The following is an 18,303-nucleotide window of genomic DNA, read 5'->3' on the forward strand; positions in this document are numbered from 1 at the left end:
GGCTTTTTTATTAAGTGCATAAATCTTATTTGTTTTTATCTGGTAGAGGCAGTGAATTCTTTATCTCATCGACTTTGTCTATCACGTCTTCCATATCAAGTTGTGGTGTTTCTTGCGCTTGTTTTTCTTTTTCCATAACAAGATCTTTAAGCTGCATAAACCAACGGCCCATTTGCTCATACCAAAAACGTTCAGACTGTTCTAAGTATTTCGCCTTAGGGGCGTATTTATCCCATGGCTGTTTTATTTCAGAATGCGCTAAATAATTGGTAGGAGCAGGTGTTGGAGTCATTCCTAGATAGTTAAACTCTGCCATAGCTCGTGGCATATGACTTGCTGAAGTGACAAGAACTACCGTTTTATTACCTACAGCATTAAATGTCTGCATTGCTTCTTCATGCGTATCACGAGCACTTTCTAGTAATAAAATATCAGATTTATTAACCCCTAATGACAGCGCAACACGTGCCATCATTCGAGCATGACTGACTGTTGTTCCACCGTTATAGCCTGATAGAATCATTTTAGAACCAGGATACATACGATAAATACGGATCCCTTCTGTCAATCTCATGACAGCGGCTCTAGATAGCTCTGAAATAGGGGATATTTCATCGTCAACAACGTGACCATTTCCAAGAACAAGTACGTACTCAACTGGTGTCTCTGGCGCAATAAACGAAGGGTAAATTCGTTCAGTTGACTTTAATAATGGTGTTGTGATTGGATGAAAAGAGAGCAAGAAAATGCCCAAAAGTGATAATGTTAATAAAAAAGAGGCAACCCCTTTCTTTTTAGAAAACCATAAAATCATTAATCCAATGAACCCTATTAGGAGTAAACCCGGGAGGGGCATTAACATGGATGATAAAAACTTCTTTAACTCAAACATATTTTTTGACTATTACCGATGATATAGAATGAAAAATCACCACTTGAGAGCAAAAAACAGCGTCATGCTGTTACTTCCTTGAGCTCTTATGCGACAATGCGTGTTTCCAATAGATAATATCATAACTTAACCACTGTGAATAAAGACCGTAATTTCGATGACATCGCCCACAAATTTGCCAAGAACATCTATGGTTCTGATAAGGGTGGGATCCGCCAAACAATTGTGTGGCAAGATATGGAAACTATCTTAGCTGAAAATAATGCAAAATCTGAGCCACTAACCGTTTTAGATGCTGGTGGTGGAATAGGGCAGGTTTCTCAGCAAATAGCAAAACGTGGTCATTCTGTCACGTTATGTGATATTTCTTCAGAAATGTTGAAATTAGCGAAAGAAGCAGTCGAAGACAATGGTTTATTGCCGCAATATCAATTTATTCATACTGCTGTACAACAAATTGAACAGTATAATATCGGGGAGGTTGATATTCTTCTATTTCATGCGGTTATGGAATGGTTAGATAACCCAAAAGAAGCATTAGATATTCTTTTAAAACAGGTTAAACCGGGTGGGTATGCCTCCATCATGTTTTATAACCATCATGGTCTTGTGCTCAAAAATGTGATTTGTGGTAATATTCCACATGTTTTAGATGGTATGCCTCATCGAAAAAGGTTTAAGTTACAGCCTCAAAAAGGTCTAATGCCTAATGCCGTGTATCAGTGGATTGAAGATGCTGGTTATGAAATTAAAGGAAAATCGGGTATTCGTTCATTTCATGATTACATAGGTAATATGGAATACATGGGCGATTACCAAATAGAAGACGTACTAAAGCTCGAAGAGCAGTTATGCCGTCAAGAACCTTATCTCTCTCTTGGCCGTTATATTCACGTATGGGCGAAGAGAAAATAATAATGATGTACACAAAGGATACACAATGAGTGAGTTTTCTAATGCTGTTACAGACCAAACAGTTGATGAACTGGTTGGTTGGGTAAAACAGCACGATTTCTCATTGAATTTGCCAACCGAGCGTTTGGCATTTTTGTTGGCCATTGCTGTTCTCAGTAATGAAAGATTTGATGATGAGCTGGGTGAAGGAGAGCTTCACGATGCGTTTGGAATCATCAGTGGGTTATTTGGGCAATCAAATGACACCATTGCTTTTCGTGCGAACAATGCAATCAATGAATTAGTAAAACAACGTTTAATTAGCCGCTTTAGTGGTGAAAGTACTGATGGAATGAATATCTATCGTCTTACGCCATTAGCTATTGGGATCACTGATTATTATGTGCGCCACCGCCAATTCTCTAAATTGAAGCTTTCTATTCAATTGGCGATGGTAGCAGAAGAGATCCAAAAAGCATCCGAAGCGGCGGAAAAGGGCGGTGAAGCAAAACACTGGCGTAAAAACGTTTATGGTGTTCTGAAATACTCAGTGGGAGAGATCTTTGATCGTATCGATTTAAACCAACGTGTTATGGATGAACAACAGCAATCAGTAAAAGAAGAAATTGCGGAACTTTTAAACCAAAATTGGCGTGAAGCGATTTCTAGCTGTGAAAAGCTGCTTGATGAGACATCCGGTAACTTACGTGAACTGCAAGATTCATTGCAGGCTGCGGGCGATCAGTTACAAACAGAATTGTTGAATATCCAAGAAATTGTTTATGGTAATGAAGAACTTGAGTTTATTGATGCTCTGTTGTATTCATTACAAATGAAGTTAGACCGTATCGTAAGTTGGGGTCAGCAAGCGATTGATCTTTGGATCGGTTATGATCGACATGTTCATAAGTTCATCCGTACCGCTATTGATATGGATAAGAACCGAGCATTTAGTCAGCGTTTACGTGATTCTGTTAAAGGTTACTTTGATGGACCTTGGTTACTGACTTATGCCGATGCTGCCCGTTTACGTGATATGCGTGATGAGGCACTGATGCTGCGTGATGATGAAGTAACCGGTATTGTTCCAGATGAAATGGAATACGAAGAATTAAGTGTTATCACCGATATTCTTGCAGAGCGTGTAGCAGAGATGCTTCAACATCACAAAGATACGGGTGAAGCGATTGAGTTAGGTACTATTCTTAAGAATTACCTGGCTACATACCCACATTCTCAGCACTTTGATCTTGCCCGCCTAGTGGTAGATCAAGCGGTGCGCCTCGGTTATTCAGAAGCCGATTTCCAAGCCGTTCAACCTGATTGGCAGTCTATTAACGAATTCGGTGCGAAGGTACAAGCAAATGTCATTGACAAATATTGAAGAATTTATGCCTGAGAAGTTAGCAAAAGCAATTGCTAATCCATTATTTCCAGAGCTAGACAGTTTATTACGTTCTGGTCGTCATATAGCCAGTGAAGATTTAGATAATCATGGACTACTGTGTGAATTTGAACATGAATTAGGCCTATTTTATCAACGCTATAACGCTGAACTTGTAAAAGCTCCTGAAGGCTTTTTCTATTTGCGTCCACGTTCAACGTCTTTTATTGCGCGTAGTGTATTGGCTGAAATCGACATGCTTGTTGGTAAAGTATTGTGTTTCTTATATCTAAGTCCAGAGCGTTTGGCTCACGAGGGTATCTTTACTAACCAAGAATTGTTCGATGAGCTATTAGTATTAGCTGACGAACAAAAGTTGATGAAGTTGGTAACAAACCGTGCTTCTGGCTCTGATTTAGATAAAGAAAAGCTGTTTGATAAAGTTCGTACTTCACTGCGCCGTTTAAAGCGTCTAGGTATGATCATTCAAGTGGGTGAACAAGGTAAATTTCGTATAAGTGAAGCTGTTTTCCGTTTTGGTGCCGATGTACGTACAAGCGATGACATGAAAGAAGCACAATTACGTTTAATCCGTGATGGTGAAGCGGTAGTTGTTCATCAAGAAGAAGCAAGCCAATCTAGTTTGGATCTTGATATAGATAACAACGAAAAACCGGCTGAAGAGCAACATGAATTAGAATTGGAAGGTGATCTATGAGTATGGTTGAACGTGGTAAATATCAATCACTCACCATGGTTAACTGGAACGGCTTTTTCGCCCGTACTTTTGACATTGATAATCTAGTAACCACACTTTCTGGTGGTAACGGTGCGGGTAAGTCGACCACAATGGCGGCGTTCATTACAACGCTTATTCCCGATCAATCACTACTGCATTTCCGTAACACAACTGAAGCAGGTAGCTCACAAGCTTCTCGTGATAAAGGTCTGCACGGTAAATTAAAACCGGGTGCATGTTATGCTGCGCTAGACATTGTTAACTCTCGTAAGCAACGTGTACTTTTTGCGGTTAAATTACAGCAAGTAGCTGGTCGAGATAAGAAAGTAGACATCAAACCATTTATTGTTGTTGGTTTACCAAGTCATGTAAAACCAACGGATTTAATGATTGAATCTGTTTCTGATAATCAAGCTCGTGTTCGTCAAATCAATGACGTAAAAGACATTGTTTCACAGTACGAAGGTGTTCAATTTAAAGCGTTTAATTCTGTAACGGATTATCACGCTCAAATGTTTGATTACGGTGTATTACCGAAGAAACTTCGTAACACAAGCGATCGTTCTAAGTTCTATCGTTTAATCGAAGCTTCTTTATACGGTGGTATCTCAAGTGCGATCACGCGTTCATTACGTGATTACTTATTGCCACAAAATGGTGGTGTTAAGAAAGCCTTCCAAGATATGGAAGCAGCACTGCGTGAAAACCGTATGACATTAGAAGCGATTAAGACGACTCAGTCTGATCGTGATCTATTCAAGCACCTAATCACAGAATCAACGAATTATGTTGCTTCAGATTACATGCGTCATGCGAATGATCGTCGTAATAAAGTCGAGCAAACATTAACGCACCGTGTTGAATTAATGAATGCACAAAGTAGCTTAGTAGGCTTATCTTCTGTATTAAATAATATGCAGAGTGAACTAGAGCTACTGACTGATTCTGAATCTGGTCTTGAGCAAGATTATCAAGCAGCGTCAGATCATCTTCAATTAGTACAAACGGCCGTTCGTCAACAAGAGAAGATTGAACGTTACTCAGAAGATCTAGAAGAGCTAACTGAGCGTCTGGAAGAGCAAGTGATGGTGGTGGAAGAAGCCGCTGAACAACTTGCAATGGCTGAAGAGCAAGCGCTATTAACAGAAGAAGAAGTTGATAGCCTTAAAACGCAACTTGCTGATTACCAACAAGCGTTGGATATGCAGCAAACTCGTGCGCTTCAATACCAACAAGCGGTTAAAGCACTTGAAAAAGCGCAGCAATTAACAGCAAATGATTCGTTAACTCAAGATAATGCCATTGATCTTCAAAGCGAATTAAAAGCAAAAGAAGAACTTCAAACTACCGCATTACTTGCGATTAAACATAAGTTAGATCTTTCTTCTGCGGCAGTTCAACTGTTTGAACGCGGCTTAGCATTAGTAACTTCGATTGCAGGTCATGTTGAGCGTAATGAAGCATCAGATAAGGCAAAAGCTTTAATTGAACAAGCTCGCCAGTTCAACAATATTGCAGAGCGTGCAGAGCAACTTAAAGCACAATACAAAGATCTTGAGCGTGCAGTTCGACTACAACGTCAAGCTCAAGAACTGGCTGAAGAATACGCAAAACGTTTCAATATCACGATTGATTCTGAAATCGTACTTGAAGAAGAGCAAGCTCGTCATGAAGAGATGCTTGAAACGGTTCAAGAACAACAAGAAAACATCGTTGATAAACGCTCAGAGCTAAAGCGTCAAGAGCAACAATATCGTTCAGAATCTCATCGTTTAGAGTCTATTGCACCTAAATGGATTGCAGCAAATGACGCTCTACACAAACTGAATGATCAATGTGGTGTTGAACTAGAAGATAGCCAAATGGTTATCAGCCAAATGCAAGAAACGCTAGAAAATGAGCGTGTATTGTCGACAAACAAAGATCGTCTAGCTGCTCGTAAAGAAGAGTTAGAATCTGAAATTGAGCGTCTAGCTGCCCCTGGTGGTAGTGGTGATGCTCGCCTTAAAGGTCTTGCTGATACACTAGGTGGTGTATTGCTTTCTGAGATTTATGACGATATTACGTTAAGTGATGCGCCATACTTCAGTTCACTTTACGGCCCAGCTCGTCACGCTATTGTTGTTTCTGATTTATCAGGTATTAAAGATAAACTAGTTGATCTTGAAGATTGTCCGGATGATCTTTACATCATTGAAGGTGATATCGATGCGTTTGATGACAGTGTATTTGATGCAGATGAAATGGAAAATGCGGTTTGCGTTCATCTAAATGATCGCCAAATGCGTTACTCTCGTTTCCCTGAATTACCATTATTTGGTCGTGCAGCTCGTGAACAGCGTTTAGATACGTTACGTGAAGAACGTGAGATTGCAGTTGAAGAACACGCAAAAGCGGCATTTGATTCACAAAAATTACAGCGTCTGTACCAAAGCTTCAATGGCTTTGTATCAACACACCTTGCTGTGGCATTTGATGCGGATCCAGAAGTTGAATTGAAACATGCTCGTGAACAACTAGCACAAGTTAGCCGTCAGTTAACAGAATTAGTTGCGACAGAGCAGCAGCATAAATCACAAATTTCAGCGTCTAAAGAAGCGTTATCTCAACTTGCTAAAATCGCACCTCATATCAATGTGCTTGAAGATGAAACCATCACAGAGCGTTTTGAAGAGATCAGTGTTCAAGTTGAGCAAGTATCAGAAGCAGAAAGTTTCTTACGTCAAAATGGCAAAGCGATTGCAGAGCTAGAAACATTGCAACGTGCATTAGAAGTAGACCCTGAGCAATTTGATGCACTAAAAGCAGAGCATGAGCAAATCGATGCGCAGCTACAAAGCATTAAAGCCCAATTGTTTGCAATTTCTGATTTGGTTGAACGTCGTCATCACTTTGGTTATGAAGATGCCGTTGCACTACTTAATAAGAGCAGTGAGCTAAACGAACAACTTAAAGCGAAATTAGTACAAGCAGAGCAAGCGCGTACTAAAGCGAAAGAGCAGCAGAAACAAGCTCAATCTCAAGCAAACCAATACAACCAAGTCATGGCGTCGCTTAAGAGTTCACATCAAGCGAAACAAGAAACGGTTCAAGAGTTTAAGCGTGAACTGCAAGAGTTTGGTGTTCATGCAGATCAAAGCGCACTAGAGCGTGCTGAAGTACGTAAGGGTGAATTGAACGAGCGTCTACACAGTTCTCGTGGCCGTAAGAGTGAACTAGAAAAAGGCATCACATCAAACGAGCTTGAGATCAAAGGTTTAGTTAAGCAATCTCGTAAAGTTGAAAAACTGTACAAAGAGCTACGTACCTTTGTGGTTAACGCAAAAGCAGGTTGGTGTTCAGTTCTACGTTTAGCTCGTGAAAATGATGTTGAGCGTCGCCTACATAAGCGTGAATTGGCGTATTTAAGTGCAGAAGAACTGCGTTCAATGTCGGATAAATCATTAGGTGCACTTCGTCTAGCAGTTGCAGATAATGAAGACCTACGTGATTCATTACGTGCTTCTGAAGATACAAGTAAGCCAGAGCGTAAAGTTCTGTTCTACATTGCTGTATACCAACATCTTCGTGAGCGTATTCGTCAAGATATTATCCATACTGATGATCCAGTTGAAGCAATTGAAGAGATGGAAACTGAGCTTGGTCGTCTGACTGAAGAACTGACGTCTCGTGAAAACCGTTTGGCGCTGAGTTCTGAAAGTGTTGCGAACATTATTCGTAAGACCATTCAGCGTGAGCAAAACCGTATTCGTATGCTAAACCAAGGTCTATCTCAAATTGGCTTTGGTCAAGTTACGGGTGTTCGCCTTAATGTTGGTATTCGTGAAACGCACGCGACATTATTAGCGGGTCTGTCTGAGCATCAAGCACAGCATCAAGACCTGTTTGGTAATCCACGCTTTACGTTCTCAGAAGCAATTGCGAAACTGTTCCAACGAATTAACCCACATATCGATGTTGGCCAACGTTCACCACAAACACTAGGTGAAGAGTTACTGGATTACCGTAACTACCTTGAGCTAAACATTGAAGTAAACCGTGGTGCTGATGGTTGGTTACAAGCAGAGTCGGGTGCATTATCAACAGGTGAGGCGATTGGTACGGGTCAAGCTATCCTACTAATGGTTATCCAAAGTTGGGAAGATGAGTCTCGTCGTCTTCGTAGTAAAGACATTATGCCTTGTCGTCTACTGTTCTTGGATGAAGCGGCACGTCTGGATGGTAAATCTATCGCTACGCTATTTGAATTGTGTGACCGTCTGGACATGCAACTTCTTATTGCAGCACCAGAGAACATCAGCCCAGAGAAGGGGACAACTTATAAACTGGTTCGTAAGATCTTTAAAGATCGCGAACACGTTCATGTGGTCGGTCTTAAAGGCTTCGGGCAAGAGTTGGCAGCAAGTCGTACTCAACCAACGCTAGAAGAAGCAGAGATTGCGGAATAGTGAGTTAAGTTTGTGAATAAATGGCAGTCAGAAATGGCTGCCATTTTTTATGATTATTATGTTAATTGAACGAATGAGGCATAAGAAGTAATGGATAGGCATTTAGATAAATCAGACGGCCAGTTTGAAAATCCATTGGTATGGCCGTTGTTTGAGGTATTACAAGAAGCAGGGCAAGAATGGAAAGTTCATACGCTATCTTCGCATTTGATCGAAAAAGGCTTATTAACACAGCTTGATGAAAGCCCAGATAAAGATCTGTTTAAGCGTAATTTTTTGATCATGAATGCCCTATATCAACTTCAAACTGAGTTGTATCCTGAACAATGGTTGCAAGTCGAAGCCATGAATATACAACTGTTTTTAGTAGCAGAAACAGAAGGTTCAACATACGCTATTGATACCACACATCCACTTCGAGAATATTATTTAGAGTGGACAAATTATCAAGTAGAAGAAGACGAAGTTAAGCGTTTATTGAATGAATTTTGGAGTAACTATCGTCGTTATTTAGGTGGTTCTAGTGCTATTACCTCAATTGATCGGATTCAGGCGTTAAAATTGTTTGGTTTGTCAGAAAGCGCCACTGCAAAAGATATTCGAAAGCAATGGCGAAAATTGGCGATGAAACATCATCCAGACAGAGTAACAGGTAATGCTGATAAGTTTAGAGTAATGTGTGAAGCTTGGAATGTACTGCGTTAATCATTTATGAGTGCTCTTTACGGTGTCATCAAATAGTAAGCGTGCTCGTAGGCCTGGGTAGTTGTCACTTAGGCTGATCTTTCCATTGTGTATCTTCATTACTGTTTTTACCAGAGCAAGGCCTAAACCAAAGCCATGCTCTGTTCGGCTAGGATCTAAACGCACTAATTGATCTAACGCTCGCTCTCTGTCTTTTGGTTTTATTCCCATACCATTATCAGCAACAACGACACCAAAGCAATCAACGATAACTTCGATTACTCCGCCTTCATGGGTATATTTAATCGCATTGTCGATGATATTAAATACAGCACGAAAAAGCAGGCTTGGGTTAGCGTATAAGGGGCAGAGCATCTCTATGGTCAAATATAACTTTTGTTGTTTGTCTAATGCGGTAGGCTCTGCAAATTCAATGGCGTCTTGAACTATTTTACTTAGCTCACACTGCTGTTTATTAACGGGAGTTCCGCCATTTTCTAAGTGATATAACTCCATCATGCCATTGAAAGTATCAAGCAGAAGGGAAAAATCAGATTGTATATTTTCTAATTTATCCTGATGATAATCGCTTACGGTATTATCATATAAAAGGTCTTCAATACGTAACTTAATGCGTCCCATTGGGGTTCTTAAATCGTGAGCAATATCGACAGTCAATGATTTAAGTTTAGATTCACTCTGTTCCATTTGCTCTAGCATATTATTTAAATGCAGAGCCAATAAATCAAATTCATTCATGTCTGGGCCCACTTTTAAACGAACGTTGCGCTCACCTAGCATCACTCGGTTCATGGTTTGATTAACAAGGTTTAATCGTTTAAGAATGTATACGGCAATTAGGATTGCGATTAAGCATAAAGCGATAAAGGGGAAAAAAGTACCCCAAATAACAGAGGAGTCTAGCTTCTTTTTAAAGCTTAAATAACGCTCTTGATCAATACCTATAATTAATTCAGAACCATCAGGAAGCTCAACTGTCGTTGCCCGCATATTGGGTAAATCCTTATAGGCTTGATATTGTTTTATTTGAGCAATAACAGGGTAGGACGTTGCTGAAGTGTCTGTTGGTGAAGGACTTGCATGATTGGCAATATGGTAAATATAACGATTACTTTCTTTGCTATTATTAATGCTTTGCTGAACAGCCTCAATGCCTTCTGCACTTGCGATAGCTTGAAGTTGTGAAGTTTCTCCACGTAACCATTCATCAAGGTTTTGGCTGTATAAGTGTAAAGAGGTTGAATAAAGTTGATATAGCAATAACGCCATCATCAAGAATAAGCCAACCGCAAACCAGATTAATAGCTTTAAGATGGATGAACGATAGAGTTCATCACGCTTGTCTAATAACATAACCTGCTCCACGTACTGTTTCGATCAGGTTTACTGCGCCACCGTGTTCTAGCTTTTTACGCAATTTAGCGATATGAACATCAATGACGTTGGTTTTAGGATCAAAATGATAATCCCACGCCGCTTCAAATAATCGCATACGAGAGACAACTTCATCAACATGCTCAGCAAGAAAGCGAAGTAAAATGAATTCTTTATTTTGTAATGCGATAGGGGAATTATTTATCGTGACTTTTTGAGAGCGAAGATTAATAGTTAGATTGTTTATTTGTATTTCATTCAACGTATTCTCAACTGGACGATTACGACGAAGAATAATATTAATACGTGCTAGCAATTCTGCCAAAGCAAAAGGTTTAGTTAGATAATCATCACTGCCCGCGGTTAAACCTTCAACACGCTGGTCTACGCTATCTAGTGCGCTAAGAATAAGAACGGGGGTATTGTTGTCCGTCGCTCTAATGGCAGATAAGATTTTTAAGCCGTCAAGGTTAGGAAGCATGCGATCTAACACAATTAACTGATATTCACAGCTAATTGCCATCATTAAGCCTTCTTTACCATCGCCTGAGCTATCGACAATAAAGCCTTCTTGCTCTAAAGCTTTAGCAATGAAATCGCGAGTAGTTTGATCATCTTCTATAACCAGTATTTTCATAAATCTATCTCAACTATTTGATTAATTTAGTGTAACAAGAAAGAAGTGGAATTAGATAAATAAATAATGAAAAAGAGTTATTAAATGAAATAGGAATACATCATAAAGAGTCTTAAAGGGGGAAGAATTAAGACTCTTGAGTTGTACTCCATAATATCTGGTACGAATATTATGGGACTTATACCAATTTAACTAAATATGGTTCGTACTTAATTAGATTGCTATTCTGCTTTTAAAATTACTTTCATTTCGGCAGCAACTTTATCAACTTTTCCTAAACCAATGATAACTTGTAAGCCACCTTTACCCATTGGAACCACACCTGCTGCACCAATTGATTTCAGTTTATCTTTGTCAGCAAGGCCAGAGTCTTTTACTGTTAAACGTAGGCGAGTAATACAGTTATCTACTTCTAGAATATTGTCTGCACCACCAATGGCTTCAATGTAGGCATTCGTTACATCAGTAATATTTTCTTCTACAGAGTCATCTTTATTCATATCTTCGCCACGACCAGGAGTTAAGAAGTTGAATTTCTTAATCGCGAATCTAAAGATAGTGTAGTAAAGAACAAAGAATACAAGACCTTGTGGGATCAACATGTACCATTTTACAGCTAGTGGGTTTTGACTTGAAAGAACAAAGTCAACAAGACCTGCAGAGAAACCAAAACCAGCCATCCATTCCATGCTTGCAGCGATAAATAGAGATAGACCCGTTAAGATTGCATGAATCAGGTATAACCACGGAGCAAGGAACATGAAGCTGAATTCTAGTGGTTCAGTGATACCTGTAAAGAATGACGCCATTGCTGCTGCAAGCATGATAGAGAATACCGCGGCTTTGTTGCGCTTCTCTGCACAGTGATAAATAGCAAGTGCAGCACCAGGAAGACCAAACATCATAATAGGGAAGAAACCCGCTTGGTACATGCCGGTTTGACCAGGAATACCAGTGCCATTAGCGATAGATTGCGCACCACCTAAGAAGTTTGGAATATCGTTAATACCCACAACATCAAACCAGAACACAGGGTAAAGCGCATGATGCATACCAACACTTAGCATTAAACGGTTAAAGAAACCAAATAGACCTGCACCTACCGCACCCATTGATTGAAGTTGAGTACCAAACGAGATTAGTGCATCAAAAATAGCAGGCCATACGTAAAGAAGTACGAATGATAGAGCCATACCTGCAATTGATGTCAAGATTGGAACTAGACGTTTACCACTAAAGAAAGCTAATGCTTTTGGTAGCTCAACCGTAGAATACTTGTTGTAAATTTCAGCAGAAATAATACCAACAATAATACCGATGAACTGGTTGTTGATTTTAGCGAACGCCGCAGGAACTTGATCTAAAGGGATGTTTTCAAGCTGGGCTACAACCGCAGGAGAAAGAAGGGTAGTAACAACGGTAAAACAAATGAAACCAGCGAGTGCCGCGGAACCGTTTTTGTCTTTACTTAAACCAAACGCCACACCAATGGCAAAGAGCATTGGCATCACATCAATGATAGCTCCGCCTGATTTAATTAAAAACGCAGCGAATACGCTGTTGGCACCCCAACCCGTTGGGTCCATCCAGTAACCAACACCCATTAATATCGCGGCAGCAGGAAGCGTAGCGACAGGAACCATCAGCGCTTTACCTACTTTTTGCATGTAACCTAATACATTCATATTGTATTCCTTAAAGTAAAATTTTGTATTTTTTAATTTAAGGTAAGGATACAGAGGGGAAGATTAAGGAAAGATTGTGCCAACATTAACTATAGTTAATGTTGGCACTTTAAGAATCAAATTGTGAGTGAGATCTAATTAATTCGAGAAGTAAATTAACCCGGGTGCCCATCTACGCGTTTTGACCATAGCATAGGAGCAAAATACCAAACAAATAAACCAAATGCGATAGCCCAAAGAGCAGCAGTGATGTTGATTAACTCCATCATATATTGAGGAAACAAAATAACCCCAAATGAACGGATAAACGCCGCTAAGATGATTGCACTATAAGCCAGTCCCATAGATGGACCTTTGTAGATTTCGCGGCCAGTATGTCCCATAGTCACACGAGCTATCATAGCTAAAATAACGCCGCCTAATGCACCAATAGCAAATAAATGAATTCCTGTATGAGAGATAAAGTAATCGGTGCTTAAGCCACGTAACAATAAACTAAAAGGGATACAAAGATAACCAACGTGAAGAGACCAAACCAGCGGTTCACTCAGTGTTTTATATCCTTTCCAACGGATCATTCGGATTAACTGAGCAACGCCAGCAATGATCATTAAATATGGACTTACTTGCTCTGAGGTTAAAGAGAAGAAGCTCAAAATAAACAGCATAGCTAATGGTATATTACATAACGCATCTAACCAAAGAATAGGCTGAGCTTTTTCAAATTGAAAGCGACGTGCAGTAAAGAAAGGTATAACACGAGCGCCCATTACTGAAATTAATAGCGTAAACCACCAAAGCATAGATTCCCAAACCGCAGCAGAAGTAAATGGCGGCATGCCTTTAATCGTAGCGTAACTGGCGAAATTGGCAGCAATTGCGACTAAAAATAATGGAATAAAAAAGAAGTTTCTCACCCCTGTAGTTTTGATTACGCGAAAACCTACTTCATAAGCAATTGCGAGTATAAATAGTGCCTCTATGCTTGATATTAGCCAGAGTGGTGCTGAAGTCCAGAATAACACTCTTGGTAACAGCCATAATAAGACAATGAACCCGAGACGTTTATCTGAAGTTCCTTTAACTCCTGTCCAATTTTGAACAGCGCTTAACACAAAACCAGCAACAATAGCCATTGAAAACCCAAACAACATTTCATGTACGTGCCACCAAAGAGCAGGCACGTTTAGGTAGGTAGGTTGGCCTGTTTGAAATGCCCAAACCCATACAGTGACAGCAATAATGGCATAGATACTACCTAATAAAAAAAACGGTCGAAACCCTAAACGCAGTATAGGTGGAATTCTTTCTTCGACAGCTTTATCTGTAATATTCATCATAAGATTTTCTCAATTCGTAAGGACAAAATAAGTATAACTGAAATAAAATCCAATAACATGTATTTTTTATGCATGTTATATTGCGGGTGTATTTTTAGATTACACAATAGAGATTGTGATCTAATTGTTAAATTTTAAAGTCATTTATCGACAAAGAGAGTACTTTAGTTAAGATGAACAGATAAAAAATATAAATGGACGTACTCATGAGTCAGGAAATTTACTTTGGTACAGAGAACAAGTTTAGCTTTAAACGCAGTACTTTAAATGCAGTAACGCGTTTGCATCACTTATTAATTCCAAGTCACGCGAAGAAGATGGGGCGTAAATTACTATTAACCCCTGTAAGAACTAAACCAAAAAACTCTGAACCAGAAGGGTTAATAAAGAGTAAGTTAAACTCATCTGAAGGAGAACTTAGCCTTTATCAGCTTGGTTCTGGACCGACTTGGGTATTGGCCCATGGCTGGTCTGGGAATTCGAGTCAGTTTTATCCGTTAATGGAATATATTGCTTCTCAAGGTTTTACTGCCGTTGCTTTTGATCATCCCGCTCATGGTGGAAGTGAGGGAAAACATGCTCATTTACCTGCGTTTATTGAAGGGTTAAATGCGATATTGGATTCTTGTGATGATGTGGTGGGTGTAGTGGCCCATAGTATGGGGACGGCAGCAGTATTAGAATGCCATCATTACAAATTAGAACAGACTCCCTTGCTTTTGATTGCCCCCGTTTTGAACTATACAGAGAATTTGTTTAATAGCATTGAGCGCTCAGGTTACTCAATGAAATTATTTACAGCCATTGTTGGAGATATTGAAGATCAATATCAGAGAACCATCGACAGTTTTAACCCATATCAACGGTTACAACAAAGAGAAACTCAGACGATAATCGTACATGATAAAGAAGATCGTTTTACTAGCTTTGAGCTTTCAAAAGCGGCATCGGATCAAATTAAAAGAGTAACTTTATATCCAACAATAGGTTTGGGTCATGGACGTGTAATGGCAAGTGATGAGGCTAAAAAAGCCTTTGATGCGTTAAGATAAATAATAAAGTAATGTTGAAGCCGATGCATAGAATTGAAGTATGCATCGGCTTTTTTATTATCTGAATAAAATTCGTTTAAATGGTGTTTTATCCATGATCAAAACAAACAATGTAGATACGGTTGCGGTGCCAAATACAATGACAAAATCTCGCATTGCTAATGTTATCTCCATCATTGCGGTGATATTTAAGAACACGACCACAAATAGCAAATGACAGACGTAAATGCCCAACACATGCTTACTTAATGTGAAAGTGATAGGGTGATGTCCAAGTTGTGGTTTGGATAACAATAGGAAAAATACGCCAATTCCAATTAAAGGTGTACCGATTAAAAAGTCATGTAAATTAAAAGGCACATCAAACTGAGTCAACCAATAAGCCTCGCTAAAATGAATAGTAAAACCAACCAGTAATAAGATCATAGCATTAGTTGATGAAAGGGTAATGTCTCTTCTTCTTAATTCAAACCCAATGACCACCATTAAGGTACTAAAGAAAGGACCATTTCGAGTAAAAAATGGAGTCCAAACTTCTGTAAGCGTTTGATAGCTACCGCCAGCAAGGCCGTATACATATAAGGTCACAGCTACAGGGATAAGCCATGTCGCCTTTTTAAAGTGAACGAGTAACCCAATAATAGACACTGCGATAATAAGGGCGGGGATAAACCATAAGTGCACCATACCACCTTCAAACAAAGCGTTTAATGGGTTCTGCGTTAACCAATTCCAGTACCCCGTGCGCTCTGCTAGATACCCATTTTCAGCGACTTTTCTCCAATGAAAAGGCAAAGCTAAACTCAACATGCTCCATACTATCCATATTTTCAATAAAGGCGCACAGTAAGATTGAATTGTTTTTAAAGGAGCATGCGTTAATTTAGGTTGAATAAAATAACCAGATAAAATGAAAAAGAAAGGAACCGCAAAACGGGTTAGCTGGTTAAATATATTGCCGAAAACTGGGAAGTCATCCATAAGTAGATAAGTCATGAAAACTTGTGAGTGCAAAGCGATGATCGCGAACATAGCGAGAAGGCGTCCTAGCTCTAAGCTTGCGATTTTATTTGAATTTTCCATAATGAGTACCAATAAATTTTTCGACAATCTACCAATCTGTTTTTGAATAAAATATGAGATAGATTAATTTTGTAGTGGTTGAACGTAAGATGTTTACGAAATTGAGATTGCTTTCACATATAACCTTTACTTTTAAAAATGAATTTATTTGATAAACGCATTGACCTTCCCCTAAGTGGAAGCCTTAGTATTAAGTTAATTCTATAATATTGAGTGTTTATTTGTGATTACTTCTTTTTCTAAATGGTTAGTGACGAGCGTTACGCTGATAGCATTAGTGCTATCAAGTGTTGCTTACAGCTACCCGATGAAAATGGAAGTGATGAAGATGGATATGGCACAACATCAAGAGATGATGGCGTCAGATTGTCATTCAACACAAAGTGACACTACAGACTGTAATATGAACACGATGACAATGAATTCCGTTCATCATTGTTCAGATAAAGGGGAAACTTGCTGTAAGACGGTTTGTATTGCTTCTGTTTTCGCTTTGCCTTCAAATTTACATGCTTATATAAACTCAACAGTATCGGCAGTTCACTATCCTCAATACAATGAGCTGCCTCGCTCATTTATTTCCTCCTCTTTATTTCGACCTCCAATTCTTTAATTCCAATTAAAACTCATTAAATCAATTAGCTAAATAGTTTTTTATCTATATTTATCGGTTTAATTATGGCGGTGATCTGCTTATTGGGTCACGTCATTATTGGAATAAACTCATGAAAAAATTACGACTTATACGTTTTAAAAAAGCGTGGTTGGTTTCTGCTATTTCAGTGGTGTTATCTCATCAAGCGATGGCGGAGAACCAGTTAACGCAACTAATTGAACAAGCGTTATCCTCTGATGCGAGCAGAGAGCAAATATATGAGCAATCTCAGGCGATGCGAGCGACAGGTATTGCTAGCTCAACATTGGCAGATCCAACATTAAAAGTAGGATTTGGCGGTTTACCTGTTGATAGCTTTAAGTTTGATGAAGATCCAATGACGAATATCTCTGTAGGATTAATGCAGAAATTTGGCCGTGGATCGAGCTTGGATTTACAGCAAAAACAAATGGGGCAACAAGCGGATGTATTAGCGATGCAAGTGCAAGTTCGTGAACTCGACGTTGCCAATGCAATTAGTCAGCTATGGATTGAACTTGGTTTTTTACAAAAAGCCGAAGTGATCTTGCATGAAAATCGTCGTTTGCTGAGCGAGATGGAATCTTATATTAGTACTAATTATTCCATTGCTAAAAGTGAGAGCCAAGATTTATTGCAAGCGCAATTGCAACTTACTCGCTTAGATGAAAGAGTGCAAACCAACAAGCAATCTCAAGAGCGAATTTATGCACAGTTAACGGAATGGTTACCGAATCTATCACAACAACAGTTAAATAAAATTAAGCCTCTTAAATGGGATTATTTAGAGCAAATTCTAGCGACAAATACCCATAAAACTACTGATTTTTATGAATTATTAAAAAACAATCCAACCATAAAAATGAGCGAATTGGCCATTGTTGCAACCAAAACAAAAGTTGATATTGCTGATGAATCTTATTCGCCTCAGTTCGGTGTAGAAGTGATGTATGCCTATCGTCAAGCTAATGGTATGGGAGGTCAACCAGCATCAGATTTAGTTAGCGCTTATGTCACCATGGACATTCCCTTATTTACAGATAAACGACAAGACCAAAATTATGCCGCTGCTCAGTATCAAGTGGGGTCAGCGAAATCACAACGTGATGTGTTATTGCGTCAAATGAACGCGAAAGTGAACGCATTATTAGTGGATAAAAGTAATTTAGAGCAGCGTCTTACTCGTTATGATGAAACGTTATTACCTCAATCAAAGGAGAGAACAAAAGCGGTTGAGCGAGGGTATGAAAATAATACCGCACAATTTAACGATGTCATTTTAGCCTCTAATGATGAGCTGAGTTTAGAGTTAGAAAAACAACGGTTAATGAGTGATTTAGATAAAACAAACAGTAATTTGGCTTTTTATCTAAACGGTTTTAATTATCACGTATCTGCTCCACAAGTGTCACCGTCTAAGTATTAAGGAATAAAAC

Annotated in this window: 14 protein-coding genes; 8 read left to right on the forward strand and 6 right to left on the reverse strand. The window is 39.1% G+C overall.

Going from position 1 to position 18,303, the window contains the following annotated elements:
• Nucleotides 1-25: 25 nt before the first annotated feature.
• A complete protein-coding gene (elyC, locus tag PVK71_RS16645; protein WP_274420205.1) occupies nucleotides 26-892 on the reverse strand; it encodes an envelope biogenesis factor ElyC in 867 nt (288 codons plus the stop codon).
• A 135-nt stretch (nucleotides 893-1,027) separates the two neighbouring features.
• On the opposite strand from elyC, the gene cmoM reads away from it, so the two are divergent.
• The 5 genes from cmoM to PVK71_RS16670 all read left to right on the forward strand — a co-directional run bounded on the left by cmoM (nucleotide 1,028) and on the right by PVK71_RS16670 (nucleotide 9,062).
• Nucleotides 1,028-1,807, forward strand: coding sequence for a tRNA uridine 5-oxyacetic acid(34) methyltransferase CmoM (cmoM, locus tag PVK71_RS16650; protein ID WP_274420206.1), 780 nt, complete (start codon nucleotides 1,028-1,030; stop codon nucleotides 1,805-1,807).
• A 25-nt stretch (nucleotides 1,808-1,832) separates the two neighbouring features.
• Complete coding sequence (gene mukF, locus PVK71_RS16655; protein ID WP_274420207.1) at nucleotides 1,833-3,170, forward strand: chromosome partition protein MukF; 1,338 nt, start codon at nucleotides 1,833-1,835, stop codon at nucleotides 3,168-3,170.
• Nucleotides 3,151-3,888 (forward strand): chromosome partition protein MukE, encoded by a 738-nt coding sequence (gene mukE / locus PVK71_RS16660; RefSeq protein WP_130087530.1) that lies wholly within the window; start codon nucleotides 3,151-3,153, stop codon nucleotides 3,886-3,888. The genes mukF and mukE overlap by 20 nt, the downstream gene beginning before the upstream one ends.
• 2 nt (nucleotides 3,889-3,890) lie before the next feature.
• A complete protein-coding gene (gene mukB / locus PVK71_RS16665) occupies nucleotides 3,891-8,357 on the forward strand; it encodes a chromosome partition protein MukB (RefSeq protein WP_274420269.1) in 4,467 nt (1,488 codons plus the stop codon).
• A 90-nt stretch (nucleotides 8,358-8,447) separates the two neighbouring features.
• Entirely contained in the window at nucleotides 8,448-9,062 is a 615-nt protein-coding gene (locus tag PVK71_RS16670) for a DNA-J related domain-containing protein (RefSeq protein WP_274420208.1), read from the forward strand.
• Here PVK71_RS16670 and PVK71_RS16675 read toward each other — a convergent pair whose 3' ends face one another.
• The 4 genes from PVK71_RS16675 to PVK71_RS16690 all read right to left on the reverse strand — a co-directional run bounded on the left by PVK71_RS16675 (nucleotide 9,063) and on the right by PVK71_RS16690 (nucleotide 14,098).
• Complete coding sequence (locus PVK71_RS16675) at nucleotides 9,063-10,415, reverse strand: sensor histidine kinase (RefSeq protein WP_274420209.1); 1,353 nt, start codon at nucleotides 10,413-10,415, stop codon at nucleotides 9,063-9,065.
• Complete coding sequence (locus PVK71_RS16680; RefSeq protein WP_274420210.1) at nucleotides 10,396-11,073, reverse strand: response regulator transcription factor; 678 nt, start codon at nucleotides 11,071-11,073, stop codon at nucleotides 10,396-10,398. Before PVK71_RS16680 ends, PVK71_RS16675 begins: the two co-directional genes overlap by 20 nt.
• Before the next feature lie 221 nt (nucleotides 11,074-11,294).
• Nucleotides 11,295-12,758 (reverse strand): N-acetylglucosamine-specific PTS transporter subunit IIBC, encoded by a 1,464-nt coding sequence (gene nagE, locus PVK71_RS16685; RefSeq protein WP_274420211.1) that lies wholly within the window; start codon nucleotides 12,756-12,758, stop codon nucleotides 11,295-11,297.
• 155 nt (nucleotides 12,759-12,913) lie between these two features.
• Nucleotides 12,914-14,098, reverse strand: coding sequence for an NnrS family protein (locus PVK71_RS16690; RefSeq protein WP_274420212.1), 1,185 nt, complete (start codon nucleotides 14,096-14,098; stop codon nucleotides 12,914-12,916).
• Between the two features lie 206 nt (nucleotides 14,099-14,304).
• Here PVK71_RS16690 and PVK71_RS16695 point away from each other — a divergent pair, with 206 nt between their 5' ends.
• Complete coding sequence (locus PVK71_RS16695; RefSeq protein WP_274420213.1) at nucleotides 14,305-15,150, forward strand: alpha/beta hydrolase; 846 nt, start codon at nucleotides 14,305-14,307, stop codon at nucleotides 15,148-15,150.
• A gap of 57 nt (nucleotides 15,151-15,207) precedes the next feature.
• On the opposite strand, the gene PVK71_RS16700 is transcribed toward PVK71_RS16695, so the two are convergent.
• Nucleotides 15,208-16,233: an acyltransferase gene (locus PVK71_RS16700; RefSeq protein ID WP_274420214.1), complete on the reverse strand. Its 1,026-nt coding sequence runs from the start codon at nucleotides 16,231-16,233 to the stop codon at nucleotides 15,208-15,210.
• Nucleotides 16,234-16,456: 223 nt separating this feature from the next.
• On the opposite strand from PVK71_RS16700, the gene PVK71_RS16705 reads away from it, so the two are divergent.
• Together PVK71_RS16705 and PVK71_RS16710 are read left to right on the forward strand one after the other, a co-directional pair.
• Nucleotides 16,457-16,846, forward strand: a complete 390-nt coding sequence (locus PVK71_RS16705) for a hypothetical protein (protein WP_274420215.1) — start codon at nucleotides 16,457-16,459, stop codon at nucleotides 16,844-16,846.
• Nucleotides 16,847-16,958: 112 nt separating this feature from the next.
• Nucleotides 16,959-18,293 carry a TolC family protein gene (locus PVK71_RS16710; RefSeq protein WP_274420216.1) on the forward strand — a complete coding sequence of 445 codons (1,335 nt, stop codon included), beginning with the start codon at nucleotides 16,959-16,961 and terminating at the stop codon, nucleotides 18,291-18,293.
• Nucleotides 18,294-18,303: the final 10 nt, after the last annotated feature.

The organism is Aliivibrio sp. S4MY1 (genome assembly GCF_028765545.1).
Lineage (GTDB): Bacteria > Pseudomonadota > Gammaproteobacteria > Enterobacterales > Vibrionaceae > Aliivibrio.

Bases quoted from the DNA above. Each gene is read 5' to 3' on its own strand.
- PVK71_RS16700 (WP_274420214.1), bottom strand. From the start codon at position 16,233: ATGGAAAATTCAAATAAAATCGCAAGCTTAGAGCTAGGACGCCTTCTC.
- PVK71_RS16680 (WP_274420210.1), bottom strand. From the start codon at position 11,073: ATGAAAATACTGGTTATAGAAGATGATCAAACTACTCGCGATTTCATT.
- PVK71_RS16695 (WP_274420213.1), top strand. From the start codon at position 14,305: ATGAGTCAGGAAATTTACTTTGGTACAGAGAACAAGTTTAGCTTTAAA.
- PVK71_RS16670 (WP_274420208.1), top strand. From the start codon at position 8,448: ATGGATAGGCATTTAGATAAATCAGACGGCCAGTTTGAAAATCCATTG.
- mukF (WP_274420207.1), top strand. From the start codon at position 1,833: ATGAGTGAGTTTTCTAATGCTGTTACAGACCAAACAGTTGATGAACTG.
- PVK71_RS16675 (WP_274420209.1), bottom strand. From the start codon at position 10,415: ATGTTATTAGACAAGCGTGATGAACTCTATCGTTCATCCATCTTAAAG.
- PVK71_RS16690 (WP_274420212.1), bottom strand. From the start codon at position 14,098: ATGATGAATATTACAGATAAAGCTGTCGAAGAAAGAATTCCACCTATA.
- mukE (WP_130087530.1), top strand. From the start codon at position 3,151: ATGTCATTGACAAATATTGAAGAATTTATGCCTGAGAAGTTAGCAAAA.
- mukB (WP_274420269.1), top strand. From the start codon at position 3,891: ATGGTTGAACGTGGTAAATATCAATCACTCACCATGGTTAACTGGAAC.
- PVK71_RS16710 (WP_274420216.1), top strand. From the start codon at position 16,959: ATGAAAAAATTACGACTTATACGTTTTAAAAAAGCGTGGTTGGTTTCT.
- nagE (WP_274420211.1), bottom strand. From the start codon at position 12,758: ATGAATGTATTAGGTTACATGCAAAAAGTAGGTAAAGCGCTGATGGTT.
- elyC (WP_274420205.1), bottom strand. From the start codon at position 892: ATGTTTGAGTTAAAGAAGTTTTTATCATCCATGTTAATGCCCCTCCCG.